Below are 12463 nucleotides of genomic sequence, written 5' to 3' on the forward strand. Positions count from 1 at the left end.
TATTGCAACACCGATGTCTGGAGTCCGGCTACTCGCTTGCCACGTCATCGCTGCCGGGCCGTTCGGGTCCGATTAAACTGGCCGCGGCCGCCAGGGTGTCGCGCAGCTCCGTCACCGCCGGCTTCTGGGTTGTTTCATTGCCGTGCAACACGGTGGTTTGCAGCAGGGTCAGGGCCTTTGCCAGCGTCTCTGTCAGTTGCGCCCGGGGCTCCTCCTCCAGCAGCCAAATAGCCAGCCCGGTGTTCGCAGTGAGCAGTAATTGTTGCAGGCCCTCGATACCTGCCGCCATGGCGCGGGCTGAGTCTCCGGCGTAAAAACTGTGTACCGCCTCTGCGGGATCGCCGGTGTCCTGCAGCAGCGGTGTCAGTTGCCGGGCGATCAGGTCCTGAGTCAAAAAATGCTGGGCTGCCTGCTGCAACAACTGCAGTCGGCTCTGGGGCAAGAGTTGCCGGTATCGAACCGGCATGGCGGCCTCGGCGCTGCTCCACCGTTGTTGCAGGCTGGCCAGGTCGTCGCCCAGCAAATTGCACATCAGCGCGATCAGGTCGCGGCGCCGATTGTTCGGCAGGTCCACGACACTGATCCCCGCGCCGCGCTGGTTGGCCGGTATTTCAGTGGCGGCGGCGAAGTCCGCCGGTGGTCGCTGGCCACCCTCCCCCCACAGCAAATAGGCGATGGCATGCAGGCCCAGGCTGACATCGGTGTTATCGCTGAAGCCGTGCTGTCGCCGGATGGCGCTGGCAGTGATTGGCACGGCGATATCGTTGACGATACCGCTATGGGTGTAGACGTCGAAGTAATCCAGGTACCCGGGCATGATGGGCCAGGTATCGATCGGCGAGTTCAGCGCCGCCAGCTCGCCAAACAGTCCGGGGTTGCTGCCTGCCAGCGCCCGGAAAATATCGAAGCGGTGGTAGTCGTTGTGGGCCCGGTGCCAGGCCTGGCGCGCCAGGGTCTGATTGTCGGCATCCGGTTGCGCGAGTAATTGCTGCACCGCCTCACACAAGCGGCCGGCGCCGGTCTGCGCCTCGGTGAGGTAAGTGTCTCCCAGTTGCCAGGCAGTGAGAGTGGCGGGGGCCAGGGGCGCGTCGTTAACCACCGGCGCCGGGGTTTCCTCCACCGGCGGTGGTGGCGCTTTTTCTCCGCAGCCGGCGGTGATCATCAGCGCCGCTGCCGGTAGCAGCAGCCACCGGCGCGCCAGAGACTGATAACGGTTTTGCAACATCACCCTCGGGTTGTTACCTGGCAAAGTCCTGTAGAGAGTATTGTTGTCGGGCACGTCGTTGTCCTTCTTATTTCTTTTATTTACGCAGGCTGATAATGTCCCAACCGTGTTCGACGGCGTGTTGGCGCAGTTTATCGTCCGGGTCCACGGCGATGGGGTTATCCACTTTTTGCAGGAGCGGCAGATCGTTGATGGAGTCGCTGTAGAAGCTGCTGTCCTGCAGGGTGCCGGGGTAATCTTGCAGCCAGTGTTGCAGCCGGGTGACCTTGCCCTCGCGAAAGCAGGGTGTGCCCACATGCCTGCCGGTGTAAACACCGTCTTTGATTTCCGGCTCGGTGGCGAGTATGTCGTCGATGCCGAGCAGGCGTGCAATCGGCGCGGTAACGAAACGGTTGGTGGCGGTGATAATCAGTAGGTCGTCGCCCCGGCGCCGGTGTTTTTGCAGCAGCGCATCGCTTTTTTGCAGGCGGATGGGTGCTATGCATTCGCTCATAAACTGGCGGTGCAGTTCCTGCAGTCGGGCCATGGGAATTCTGGCCAGGGGTTCCAGGGAGAACGCCAAAAACGCGTCGATATCGAGACGGCCGGTCTGGTAGTCGCGGTAAAACCGGTCGTTCTCACTTTTGTAGTGCTGCGCGTCGACCAACTGCCGGCCTATCAGAAATTCTCCCCACAAATGGTCGCTGTCGCCGCCGATAAGGGTATTGTCCAGATCAAAAATCGCCAGGCTCACCGCATCTCCCCGGGTTGTTTGGCTGCTATGCTGTAAAGATCGCCAGGATACCAGAGAAAAGTCAACTCAATGATATCTATGTCGGCGACCGTGTCCTATTTCGCCACACAGGTCACGCAAATCGGCCCGATTGCTGAAAGTCGTTGATTTGTGGAACAATAGTTAGCCGCCACTCGCCCGGACAGGGGCGGGTTTACGATAATAAACAGGGAGATAGGTGTGATCGACGCCGATGGCTTTCGACCTAATGTAGGCATTGTGCTGACCAATGCCGAAGGCCGGCTGCTATGGGCTCGTCGCGTCGGTGGCCAGGATGCCTGGCAATTTCCCCAGGGCGGTATCAACGACGATGAGTCGCCGGAACAGGCCCTCTACAGAGAACTTTACGAGGAGGTGGGTCTCAGACCCAAACAGGTGGAACTGCTCGCCGCCACCCGCGGCTGGCTGCGCTACCGGCTGCCGCGGCGCCTGGTGCGCCAGCACTCGACCCCCGTCTGTGTGGGGCAGAAGCAGAAGTGGTTTTTGCTCAAACTGCTCGCTGATGACAGCAGTGTCAGCCTGGAAAACGGCGGTCCGGCGGAATTTGACGGCTGGCGCTGGGTCAGTTACTGGTACCCGCTCGGCAAGGTGGTGGCGTTCAAGCGCGACGTCTATCGGCGCGCTCTGAAGGAACTGGCGCCGGCCCATGCGCAGTTGGAGGCCGCCCAGGGGCGCACCGAGGTCACGCGATGCTGAATTCTCTGCGCAATATCGTCCAGGAGGTCAATACCGCCCGCGATCTGAAGGCGGCGCTGGCGATTATTGTGAGCCGGGTGAAGGCGGCGATGGAAACCCATGTCTGCTCGGTGTATTTGCGTGACGGCAAGGGCGGTTATGTGTTGATGTCCACCGACGGCCTCAATCCCGATGCCGTGGGCAAGGTGCACCTGGCCCCGGATGAGGGCCTGGTGGGGCGGGTGGTGGTGCGTGAAGAGCCCATCAACCTGGAACACGCCGAGACTCACCCCAAGTACCAGTATTTCCCCGAAACCGGTGAAGAGCGCTACAGTTCCTTTCTCGGCGTGCCGATCATTCACCACCGGGAGGTGCTCGGGGTGTTGGTGGTACAGCAGATTGAGCGGCGCCGCTTTGACGAGGGGCACGAGGCGTTTCTGGTCACCATGTCGGCGCAACTGGCCGGTGTTATCGCCCATGCGGAGGCCACCGGGGCCCTGGAATATATGGGCCAGAAGGCGGTGGAGGCGAAATTTGTCGGTGTCGCCGGGGCCCCCGGCGTCGCCATCGGGCAGGCGGTGGTGATGGCGCCGCCGGCGGACCTGGATGCCGTACCTTTTAAGCGCTGTAGCAATATTGACGAGGAGCTGGTGTTTTTCCACCGCTCCCTGGTGGCGGTGCGCAACGATATCAGGGCGCTGGGAGACAAACTGAAACCGCGCATCAACCGCGAGGAGCAGGCACTGTTTGACGCCTATGTGGGGATGCTGGACGATGCCGCCCTCGGCGGCGAGGTGACCGAGCGGATTCGCCAGGGCATCAGCGCGCCCTTTGCCTGGCGCGAGGTGATCCTCGAACACGTCAACAATTTTTCCAGTATGAACGATGCCTATCTGCGCGAGCGGGCTGCCGATGTGCGCGATCTGGGGCGCCGGGTGCTGGCTTACCTGCAGGAGTCGGCCCAGCAATGTCGCACCTTTCCCAAAAACACCATCCTGGTGGGTGAGGAACTGACCGCCTCCATGCTCGGCGAGGTGCCCAAGGACAAGCTGGCGGGGCTGGTATCGGTGCAGGGCTCGGGCAACTCGCACGTGGCGATTCTGGCGCGGGCCATGGGGATCCCGACCGTGATGGGCGCCGTGGACTTGCCCTACACGCAACTGGAGCAACGCGAGCTGGTGGTGGACGGCTACCACGGTCGCGTCTACAGTGATCCGGGCCCCGAGCTGCGCCGTCACTATGAGGCCATCTGTCTCGAGGAACAGGAGCTGGTGCGCGGGCTGGAAGCCCTGAAAGAATTGCCCTGCGAAACCCAGGACCACCACCGGGTGCCCCTGTGGGTGAATACCGGGCTGATGGCCGATGTGGTGCGCTCGCTCGAACGCGGTGCCGAGGGGGTGGGTTTGTATCGCACCGAAGTGCCGTTCCTGTTGCGCGACCGCTTTCCCAGTGAAGAGGAGCAGCGCCTGATTTACCGGGAGCAGCTCGAGGCGTTTGCTCCTCACCCGGTCACTATGCGCACCCTGGATATCGGCGGTGACAAGTCGCTGCCCTACTTTCCCATCGAGGAGGCCAATCCGTTTTTGGGCTGGCGCGGCATCCGGGTCACGCTCGACCACCCGGAAATCTTTCTGGCCCAGGTAAGGGCTATGTTAAAGGCCAGTGAAGGCTTGAATAACCTGCGCATTATGTTGCCGATGATTTCCAGTGTGCTCGAGTTGGAGGCGGCCCAGACGTTGATTTACCGCTCTTTCCACGAGTTATTGGAAGAGGGTCATAAGATAGATTTACCGCCGATAGGCGTTATGGTGGAGGTGCCGGCGGCCGTTTACCAGGCCCGCGAACTGGCCGAGCGGGTCGATTTTCTGTCGGTGGGCAGCAACGACCTCACCCAGTACCTGCTGGCGGTGGATCGCAACAACGCCCGGGTTGCCGACCTCTACGATGCTTTTCACCCGGCGGTGCTGCGGGCCCTGCAGCAGGTAGTTGCCGATGCGCACAGCCAGGGTACACCGGTCAGCATCTGCGGTGAACTGGCGGGCGATCCCGGCGCTGCCCTGCTGTTGATGGCGATGGGTTTCGATGTCTTGTCCATGAATGCCACCAACCTGCCGAAGGTCAAGTCGGTTATTCGCAGTGTGACCCTGGAGCAGGCCGAGGACCTGCTGGCGGAGGTGATGCAGTTGACGGATGCCGATGCCATCGGCCATTTTGTGGAGAATTCCCTGCAGCGGGCCGGTATTACCAAACTGCTGCGCCCTGCCAACGCGTGAAGTTCTTTGCTGTGCTACGCTCCTCGCTAAAGGCGCCTCTCCCCGCACCGTGCCGCCGGGAGAGGTGACGCAGGCTTGTTCAAGGTAAAGCGAAACGGTAGGTGTTTGTGTCGACTTCTTCTTCCGGCCCGGCGCTAAAACTGCGTTCGGTAAACTCCACCTCCCTCCCCTGCACAATAATGGCAGTGGAGGCCCGCGTACCATAATCACCAGCCCGGATAAAACGGGGTGACAACTGTCGCTCCCACTCCAGCGGCACGCCGGTGTCGGGCAGCTCGCATTCCGGGGCTGTCTGCCGGTCGGCCAATATCTCCAACAGCCCGGTGCTGCTGGGGACGCCGTCGACGGCTGCCCGGAGCGCGTCTTTGCCGCCGGTAACCTTGGGCCAGGGGCTGTCCAAGAGGCCGTTGCTCAAGCCGTAGATGCCGGGTTCCAACTCGGTAATACTGTGCTCCCGGTTGCTGTAGTAGAACAGGTCGCGCCCGTCCCCGAGCAGCAGATTGAAGCCGTTGTAGTCGGCGGCCTGGCGGTGCACTCGGCGCAGGTAGTCCGCCGGCGCCTGTTCAGTGCGCAAAAAGTCCCGGGTCAGTTGCCCGCGCGACTGCTTGTCCGTGCGGGGCGCGCTGTCTTCCCGGTAGTTGGTAATGGCGGCGAACCTGCCGCTGCGGGTAATACCGAGCCAGGTGCCGCCGGCGCGGCTGTCGACGCCGGCCAGGACATTCGGGTCGCAGCTCCAGAAATGTGCGGCGCGGGTGGGGCGCTCGTAGAACTCATCGCGATTGGCAGCGACCACCAGCGGGTAGTCCGGATGATAAAGATGGGCAAATAAAATCAAACACATGGGGCGGGCGTTTACCTCATCGGCGGAAAATAGCAGTTGAGCGTGGAGTTTAGCAGCTCTTGCCGCGATAATACCGCCCCGGCAGAGTTTGGGTGCGCGGGGTCGCAATGGTATCATCCCCTGCCTTTTGCCGTTGCCAGGTCAGGATTTTAGACGCCTTATGAAATATCCCAACATTGATCCCGTAGCGGTTTCGATCGGCCCCTTTAACCTGGGTGACCGAGTAATCGGCCCGCTGGATATCCACTGGTACGGGCTGATGTACCTGCTCGGCTTTATCGGGGCCTGGCTGCTGGCACTGAAACGGGCGCAGAACAAATACTCGCCGATACAAAAGTCGCAGGTGGAGGATTTGATCGTTTACTGTGCCCTCGGCGTCATTCTGGGTGGCCGCTGTGGTTATGTGATCTTTTATCATTTCGAGGAATGGCTGGGCGATCCGCTGTGGCTGTTTCGGGTGTGGGAGGGCGGTATGTCGTTCCACGGCGGCCTGATCGGCGTGCTTGTCGCCATGTGGCTGTATGCCCGCCGGCTCAAACAGCATCCGCTCGATGTGCTGGACTTTGTCGCCCCGCTGGTGCCCCTGGGGCTGGGGCTGGGGCGGATCGGCAATTTTATCGGCGGCGAGTTATGGGGGCGGGAGACGACCCTGTCCTGGGGCATGCAATTCCCCAAGGACGAACTGGGTCTGTTGCGCCATCCCTCACAGTTATACCAGGCTTTTCTGGAAGGGCTGGTGTTGTTTGTGGTCCTGTTCTGGTTTTCGTCCAAGCCGCGACCGCGGGCCACGGTCGGCGGGCTGTTCCTGGCGCTCTACGGCTGTTTTCGGTTTCTGGTTGAATTCGTGCGGGAGCCGGACAGCCATTTGCAGGACCAGCTGTTGTTTGACTGGATGACCCGGGGCCAGGTGTTGTCCCTGCCCATGATTGTGGCGGGGATCGGATTAACGGTATGGGGTTATCGCTACCGGCGGTATGTCCCGGCCCGCAGTGAAAGAGCAAGTGGTTGAGGGAATAAAATGAAGCAGTATCTGGACCTGATGCGCCATGTGCGCGACAACGGCGTGCGCAAAGAGGATCGCACCGGCACCGGCACCCTCAGTGTGTTCGGTTATCAGATGCGGTTTGATCTGGCCGCGGGATTTCCTCTGGTAACCACCAAGAAATGCCATCTGAAGTCGATTATTCACGAGCTGCTATGGTTCCTGCGCGGCGATACCAATACCGCCTACCTGAAGGAGCACGGTGTCAGCATCTGGGATGAGTGGGCCACCGAATCCGGCGATCTGGGTCCGATCTACGGCTACCAGTGGCGTTCCTGGCCGGACGCCGGCGGCACCGGCATCGACCAGATGGCGCAGGTGCTGCAGCAGTTACAGTCCCGACCCGATTCGCGCCGCCTGATCGTGTCCGCCTGGAATCCGGCGCAACTGCCCGACGAGGCCCTCTCTCCGCAGCAGAATGTGGCGCACGGCAATATGGCGCTGGCGGCCTGCCACACACTGTTCCAGTTTTACGTAGCTGAGGGCCGGTTGTCTTGCCAGCTCTACCAGCGCAGCGCCGATGTATTTTTGGGGGTGCCGTTCAACATCGCCTCCTACGCGCTGCTGACGCTGATGGTGGCCCAGGTGAGCGGCTTGCAGCCCGGTGATTTTGTCCATACTTTCGGCGATGCGCATCTCTATCTCAATCACAGGGAGCAGGTGGAGACCCAGTTGGCCCGCGAGCCCTTCCCTTTGCCCCGGATGCAGATCAATCCCGAGGTAAAAGACCTGTTCGGGTTTTGCTACGAAGACTTCTCATTGCAGGATTATCGGGCACATCCTCATATACCGGCGCCCGTTGCTATTTAGGCATCCTGATCCAGAGGTGGGGAGAGAGAGTTCGATGAAACTGGCTGTAATAGCCGCGGTAGCGGCCAATGGCGTTATTGGTCGCGACAACCAACTGCCCTGGCACCTGCCCCAAGACCTGCAGTACTTCAAGCGGGTGACCATGGGCAAACCCGTTATCATGGGCCGCAAGACCTTCGATTCCATCGGCCGGCCGTTACCCGGGCGCGACAATATTGTGGTGACGCGCCAGCGCGACTGGCGTGCCGGCGGGGTGGTGGCCGTTAATTCCCTGGCCGCCGCCCTGGATAAGGCCGCCGCGGTGCTAAAAGCGCCGGCGGCCGAGGCGATGTTGATCGGCGGCGCGCAGTTGTATGCCGAGGGGTTGCCGCTGGCCCGGCGCCTCTACCTGACCCGCGTCAGCGCCCGTGTCGAAGGCGATGCTTTCTTTCCCGATATCGATCTTGCCGAGTGGTGTGAGGTATCCCGGGAGGATCACGCCGCAGGTAACGACAACAGCCTTCCCCATGCGTTTATCGTGCTGGATCGTGTTACCAATGGTAATAGGTGAAATGTCTGCCCTGCCTATTAAGTAATCGCCGCGAGTGTTTTTTGTTCAAATGAGGCCATATATCACCGATCGAGAGATGGCTTTACCTGTGATTGACGATTGTTACCGCAAATAGTGCCAAGTGCAAAAAAGTGTTACTTGAATGATACCAATCTACACAAATAGGGGCGGTTTTCTTATAAATTATTGAATGTTTGCGATGCCTGTTATTACAATGGCCCGCACCTAGCCCTGCCGAGCATCTGGACTGATCTAATAAATTTCTTGGCGGCTATTTTTCGTCGCAAACTATATTCTCTGAAATCCCGGTTTCTTTGAAGCCTATCGGTTTTTTTTGATTATGGTAGTTGATTGCAAGCAAGCACCCGAGTTGGGGGAGATATGAAGAACCAGCGATTCAAAGCCGTGGCTATGGCTACTGTGCTTTCTGCCGGCGCGCTTATTGGAAGTGCTGCCCATGCGGATAAAACTTTGGACTCGATCCTGAAAGTCGGCCAGGCAAAGACGTCTGCCGCACTCAAGTCCCAGCAGCGTATCGACAAGCTCGCGGATGAAACCGCGGACCTGCTGCAGGACTTTAAGACCGTCAATAAGCAGATCGACGGACTGAGAGTCTACAACTCCCAGCTGGAGCGGCAGATCGCCAACCAGTTGGAGGTTATCAACGAGCTCGAAACCTCCATCGAAAACGTCACCGTGATCGAGCGGCAAATCCAGCCGCTGATCTTGCGTATGCTGGATGCCCTGGAGCAGTTTGTGGCACTGGATATGCCCTTCCACATGGATGAGCGCAATGATCGCCTGGAGATGCTGCGTGCCAATCAGGAGCGCGCCGATATCTCGGTTGCCGAGAAATTCCGCCAGGTATTGGAGGCTTATAAGATCGAGGCCGAGTACGGCCGCAAGATAGACACCTACAAGGATACCCTTGATGTGGGTGGCCAGGAGCGTGAAGTGAATGTGCTGCGCGTCGGCCGCATCGCTCTGATGTATCAGACTACCGACACCGAGTTGTCCGGTGCCTGGGACCAGCGCCAGCGCGCCTGGGTTGAGTTGGCCCCCGGACAATTCCGCAGCGCCATTCTCGTCGGTCTCCGCATGGCCAAGAAACAGGCCACCCCCGATATCATGAGGTTACCGATTTTGGCTCCGGAGGCAGCGCAATGAACACGATCAGTTTTCAAAGTTTGAAGCATTGTTTGCAGCAGGCGCTGGCCTTAACGGTAGCTGGGCTGCTGCTGGCCGGTAGCGCCCTGGCCCAGGAGCAGGCGTCGTCGCTCGATGAGTTGCTGAGAAAAGTACAAAACAGCCAGATTGCCGAAACCAAGGAGCACCGCCAGCGCGAGGCGGAATTCCGCCGTCAAAAGGCCAATCAACGCAACCTGCTGAACCAGGCACAGCGCACCAAGGCCAATGAAGAGGCGCGCTCCACCCGCCTCGAGAAGACTTACGAAGAGCAGGAGATACAGGTTTCCGCCAAGCGCCAGCAACTGCAGGAGCGCCTCGGGTCCCTGAAGGAGCTGTTTGGTCACCTGACCTCCACCGCCGGCGACCTGCGCAGTAATCTGCAGACCTCGATTATCAGCGCCCAAATGCCCGGCCGGGCAGAGTTTCTCGACGATCTGATCGAGAAGATGAACAGCGCCACCCAATTGCCCACTATTGAGGAAATCGAGCGCCTGTGGTTCGAGTTGCAGCGCGAGACCATTGAGGGCGGCAAGGTGGTCAAGTTCATGGATACCGTTATCAAACCCAACGGTGAACAGGTAGAACAGGAAGTGGTGCGTATCGGTACCTTCAACCTGGTGTCTGACGGCCAGTACCTGGCTTTCAACCCCAAGGGCGAGAAACTTGAAGAGCTGACCCGCCAGCCCGCCGGCGCATTCCTGAGCGCTGCGACGGAATTGCAGTCCTCCAGCGACGGTTTTACCCGTGTCGGTATTGACCCCACCGGCCCCAGCGGCGGTTCACTGTTGTCGGCTCTGATCAACAGCCCCTCCCTGATCGAGCGCTGGCATGACGGCAAGCTGGTCGGTTATATCATCTCCTGTGTGGGGGTGTTTGCGGTGTTGCTGGCAGTGGCGCGCTTCCTGGCACTGTCGAGCATGAGCAGCAAAGTCAACGCGCAGTTGAAGTCTGAGCGGGCCAACACCAACAACCCGCTTGGGCGAGTGCTGAAAGTGGCAGAGGACAACCCGGGTCTCGACGGTGAAACCCTGGAGCTGAAGCTGGAGGAGGCGGTACTCAAAGAGCGTCCCGCCATCGAATCCGGTCTCAATTTGCTCAAGATCATCGCCGCGGTGGCGCCGCTGTTAGGGCTGCTGGGTACGGTGACCGGTATGATCATCACCTTCCAGGCCATCACTGTGTTCGGTGCCGGTGATCCGAAGACCATGGCGGCCGGTATCTCCAGCGCCCTGGTGACTACAGTGCTGGGCCTGATTGTGGCCATTCCGACCGTCCTGATGCATACCCTGGTGAGTGGACGCGCCAAGCGTATCATCCATATCCTGGATGAGCAGAGCGCCGGCATTATCGCTGAACATGCTGAGCGCAAGTAGGGAGACGTAACATGTTGGCATTAATGGAAGCACTAGCGGCCATTAAGGCCTTTGTGAATCAGGGTGGTGAGGTACTGATCCTCATCGCTATCCTGACCTTCGTTATGTGGACGCTGATTTTCGAGCGTATCTGGTACTTCAGGGGCCCCCTGCACAGAGATGTGCAGGCGGCGCTGGACACCTGGGAGGCGCGCCCCGAGCGCAAATCCTGGAATGCTCACCAGATCCGCGAGGCGCTGATTTCCCGCGTATCCGAGAAAGTGAACAACAATCTCGATTTGATCGCCACTATGGTATCTCTGGCGCCTTTATTTGGTCTGCTGGGAACCGTTTGGGGTATGATTGAGGTGTTTAACATTCTTGCGGTCACCGGCGGCGGCGACGCCAAATCCATGGCCAGCGGGGTATCCAAGGCAACGATCCCGACGATGGCGGGCATGGTTGCGGCGCTGTCCGGCGTGTTTGGCAACACCCTGGTGACCCGGGTCGCCGAGCGCGAAAACCAGTTGTTGGCAGACCATTTGACGATGGACCACTAAGGCTGACGCATACCGGACCCTGCCGGAACCAACTGCCGGCAAAACAGTCTGGTTAAAGTAAGGGGAAGCTTTGACGGCGGGAGTTTCTGCCGTCGGAGCTGCTCCCGTGACAAGAGAGTTACTATGAGCAGGAAAAATCAAAAGGCGGAAGAAGAAGCGGGCGCCATTGACCTGACCCCCATGCTCGACGTGGTATTTATCATGTTGATCTTCTTTATCGTCACTGCTTCTTTCATTAAAGAGACCGGGATCGAGGTAAATCGCCCGGAGGCGACGACGGCAGAACTCAAGAAAAACGCCAATATTCTGGTTGCCGTCACCGAAAATGATCAGGTTTGGATCGACAAGCGCCAGGTTGACCAGCGCATGGTGCGTGTCAATATCGAGCGGCTGCATGCGGAAAACCCCAAGGGTGCGGTGGTGATCCAGGCCGATGACAAGGCGAGTATCAAACTCCTGACCGCGGTGGCCGAAGCGGCCCGCGAGGCCGGCGTGTTTGACGTCTCTGTAGCCACTGAGAAGAAGTAGAGCGCTATGAATGTTGCACGATTGATAACGGCGGGAGCCCTGGCATTAGCCACGACCTTCGGCCTCTTGTTTCTGATGCATACGCTTATTGCGGCGAACATGGGTGAGCCGGAAGAGGTCGAAGAGCGCAAGATTGCCGACATCACCATGCCGGAAACCGAGATCGAAACCCAGTACGACACCGAAAAGCCCGACAAGCCGGAGGACCCGGAAGAGCCGCCACCGGATTTGCCGGAGCCCGAGTTTGACACCCCCGATGTCAACCCCGATGCTCTCAATATGTCGGCGCCACGCATAGCAGCCAACCTGAAAGTGGGTGGTATAGGTGGGTTCTCATCGGACGGCGAGTATCTTCCCATTGTGAAAGTGCAGCCGCGCTACCCCAATCGGGCCTTGAGCCGGGGTATCGAGGGCTATGTTATCGTCGAATTTACGGTGACCAAAAGTGGTGCCGTGCGCGATCCGGTGGTGATCGAAGCGGTTGATACCCGGGGCAATCCGACGACTATCTTTAACAGCTCGGCGCTGAAGGCCGCGCTGAAGTTTAAGTACAAACCCCGTGTGATTGATGGTGAGCCGGTTGAAGTACCCGGAGTACGCAACAAAATCACGTTTGCAATTGCGAAATAGATGGAGGTGGAAACGAT

At 59.5% G+C, this 12463-nt stretch carries 13 protein-coding genes; 10 read left to right on the plus strand and 3 right to left on the minus strand.

Annotation, left to right across the window (positions count from 1 at the left end; all coding sequences use genetic code 11):
• Nucleotides 1-28 precede the first annotated feature (28 nt).
• Both FKG94_RS14875 and FKG94_RS14880 read right to left on the minus strand, forming a co-directional pair.
• Nucleotides 29-1279, minus strand: a complete 1251-nt coding sequence (locus FKG94_RS14875; protein WP_142905109.1) for an imelysin family protein — start codon at nucleotides 1277-1279, stop codon at nucleotides 29-31.
• A gap of 22 nt (nucleotides 1280-1301) precedes the next feature.
• Entirely contained in the window at nucleotides 1302-1958 is a 657-nt protein-coding gene (locus tag FKG94_RS14880; RefSeq protein ID WP_142905110.1) for a histidinol-phosphatase, read from the minus strand.
• 219 nt (nucleotides 1959-2177) lie between these two features.
• Here FKG94_RS14880 and rppH point away from each other — a divergent pair, with 219 nt between their 5' ends.
• Together rppH and ptsP are read left to right on the plus strand one after the other, a co-directional pair.
• Nucleotides 2178-2693: an RNA pyrophosphohydrolase gene (gene rppH / locus FKG94_RS14885; protein WP_142905111.1), complete on the plus strand. Its 516-nt coding sequence runs from the start codon at nucleotides 2178-2180 to the stop codon at nucleotides 2691-2693.
• Complete coding sequence (gene ptsP / locus FKG94_RS14890; protein ID WP_142905112.1) at nucleotides 2687-4945, plus strand: phosphoenolpyruvate--protein phosphotransferase; 2259 nt, start codon at nucleotides 2687-2689, stop codon at nucleotides 4943-4945. Before rppH ends, ptsP begins: the two co-directional genes overlap by 7 nt.
• A gap of 79 nt (nucleotides 4946-5024) precedes the next feature.
• Here ptsP and FKG94_RS14895 read toward each other — a convergent pair whose 3' ends face one another.
• Entirely contained in the window at nucleotides 5025-5903 is an 879-nt protein-coding gene (locus FKG94_RS14895; RefSeq protein ID WP_218943543.1) for an NRDE family protein, read from the minus strand.
• A 43-nt stretch (nucleotides 5904-5946) separates the two neighbouring features.
• Between FKG94_RS14895 and lgt the strand changes: the two genes are divergently transcribed.
• The 8 genes from lgt to FKG94_RS14935 all read left to right on the plus strand — a co-directional run bounded on the left by lgt (nucleotide 5947) and on the right by FKG94_RS14935 (nucleotide 12446).
• Nucleotides 5947-6795 carry a prolipoprotein diacylglyceryl transferase gene (gene lgt, locus FKG94_RS14900; RefSeq protein ID WP_142905114.1) on the plus strand — a complete coding sequence of 283 codons (849 nt, stop codon included), beginning with the start codon at nucleotides 5947-5949 and terminating at the stop codon, nucleotides 6793-6795.
• Nucleotides 6796-6804: 9 nt separating this feature from the next.
• Nucleotides 6805-7638, plus strand: a complete 834-nt coding sequence (locus FKG94_RS14905; RefSeq protein WP_142905115.1) for a thymidylate synthase — start codon at nucleotides 6805-6807, stop codon at nucleotides 7636-7638.
• A gap of 34 nt (nucleotides 7639-7672) precedes the next feature.
• Nucleotides 7673-8188 carry a dihydrofolate reductase gene (locus FKG94_RS14910; RefSeq protein WP_142905116.1) on the plus strand — a complete coding sequence of 172 codons (516 nt, stop codon included), beginning with the start codon at nucleotides 7673-7675 and terminating at the stop codon, nucleotides 8186-8188.
• A gap of 381 nt (nucleotides 8189-8569) precedes the next feature.
• Nucleotides 8570-9355: a DUF3450 domain-containing protein gene (locus FKG94_RS14915; protein WP_142905117.1), complete on the plus strand. Its 786-nt coding sequence runs from the start codon at nucleotides 8570-8572 to the stop codon at nucleotides 9353-9355.
• On the plus strand, nucleotides 9352-10749 hold the full coding sequence (locus tag FKG94_RS14920; protein WP_425460048.1) for a MotA/TolQ/ExbB proton channel family protein: 1398 nt from the start codon (nucleotides 9352-9354) through the stop codon (nucleotides 10747-10749). Before FKG94_RS14915 ends, FKG94_RS14920 begins: the two co-directional genes overlap by 4 nt.
• Nucleotides 10750-10760: 11 nt before the next feature.
• Nucleotides 10761-11288 carry a MotA/TolQ/ExbB proton channel family protein gene (locus tag FKG94_RS14925; protein WP_142905118.1) on the plus strand — a complete coding sequence of 176 codons (528 nt, stop codon included), beginning with the start codon at nucleotides 10761-10763 and terminating at the stop codon, nucleotides 11286-11288.
• Nucleotides 11289-11411: 123 nt separating this feature from the next.
• Nucleotides 11412-11816 (plus strand): ExbD/TolR family protein, encoded by a 405-nt coding sequence (locus FKG94_RS14930; protein ID WP_142905119.1) that lies wholly within the window; start codon nucleotides 11412-11414, stop codon nucleotides 11814-11816.
• 6 nt (nucleotides 11817-11822) lie between these two features.
• Nucleotides 11823-12446 (plus strand): energy transducer TonB, encoded by a 624-nt coding sequence (locus tag FKG94_RS14935; RefSeq protein WP_142905120.1) that lies wholly within the window; start codon nucleotides 11823-11825, stop codon nucleotides 12444-12446.
• Nucleotides 12447-12463: the final 17 nt, after the last annotated feature.

It is taken from the genome of Exilibacterium tricleocarpae, from assembly GCF_007004655.1.
GTDB classification, from domain to species: Bacteria; Pseudomonadota; Gammaproteobacteria; order Pseudomonadales; family Cellvibrionaceae; genus Exilibacterium; species Exilibacterium tricleocarpae.

Coding starts and splice junctions, on each gene's coding strand:
- ptsP (WP_142905112.1), top strand. CDS start 2,687: ATGCTGAATTCTCTGCGCAATATCGTCCAGGAGGTCAATACCGCCCGC.
- FKG94_RS14895 (WP_218943543.1), bottom strand. CDS start 5,903: ATGATACCATTGCGACCCCGCGCACCCAAACTCTGCCGGGGCGGTATT.
- lgt (WP_142905114.1), top strand. CDS start 5,947: ATGAAATATCCCAACATTGATCCCGTAGCGGTTTCGATCGGCCCCTTT.
- FKG94_RS14905 (WP_142905115.1), top strand. CDS start 6,805: ATGAAGCAGTATCTGGACCTGATGCGCCATGTGCGCGACAACGGCGTG.
- FKG94_RS14910 (WP_142905116.1), top strand. CDS start 7,673: ATGAAACTGGCTGTAATAGCCGCGGTAGCGGCCAATGGCGTTATTGGT.
- FKG94_RS14915 (WP_142905117.1), top strand. CDS start 8,570: ATGAAGAACCAGCGATTCAAAGCCGTGGCTATGGCTACTGTGCTTTCT.
- FKG94_RS14920 (WP_425460048.1), top strand. CDS start 9,352: ATGAACACGATCAGTTTTCAAAGTTTGAAGCATTGTTTGCAGCAGGCG.
- FKG94_RS14925 (WP_142905118.1), top strand. CDS start 10,761: ATGTTGGCATTAATGGAAGCACTAGCGGCCATTAAGGCCTTTGTGAAT.
- FKG94_RS14930 (WP_142905119.1), top strand. CDS start 11,412: ATGAGCAGGAAAAATCAAAAGGCGGAAGAAGAAGCGGGCGCCATTGAC.
- FKG94_RS14935 (WP_142905120.1), top strand. CDS start 11,823: ATGAATGTTGCACGATTGATAACGGCGGGAGCCCTGGCATTAGCCACG.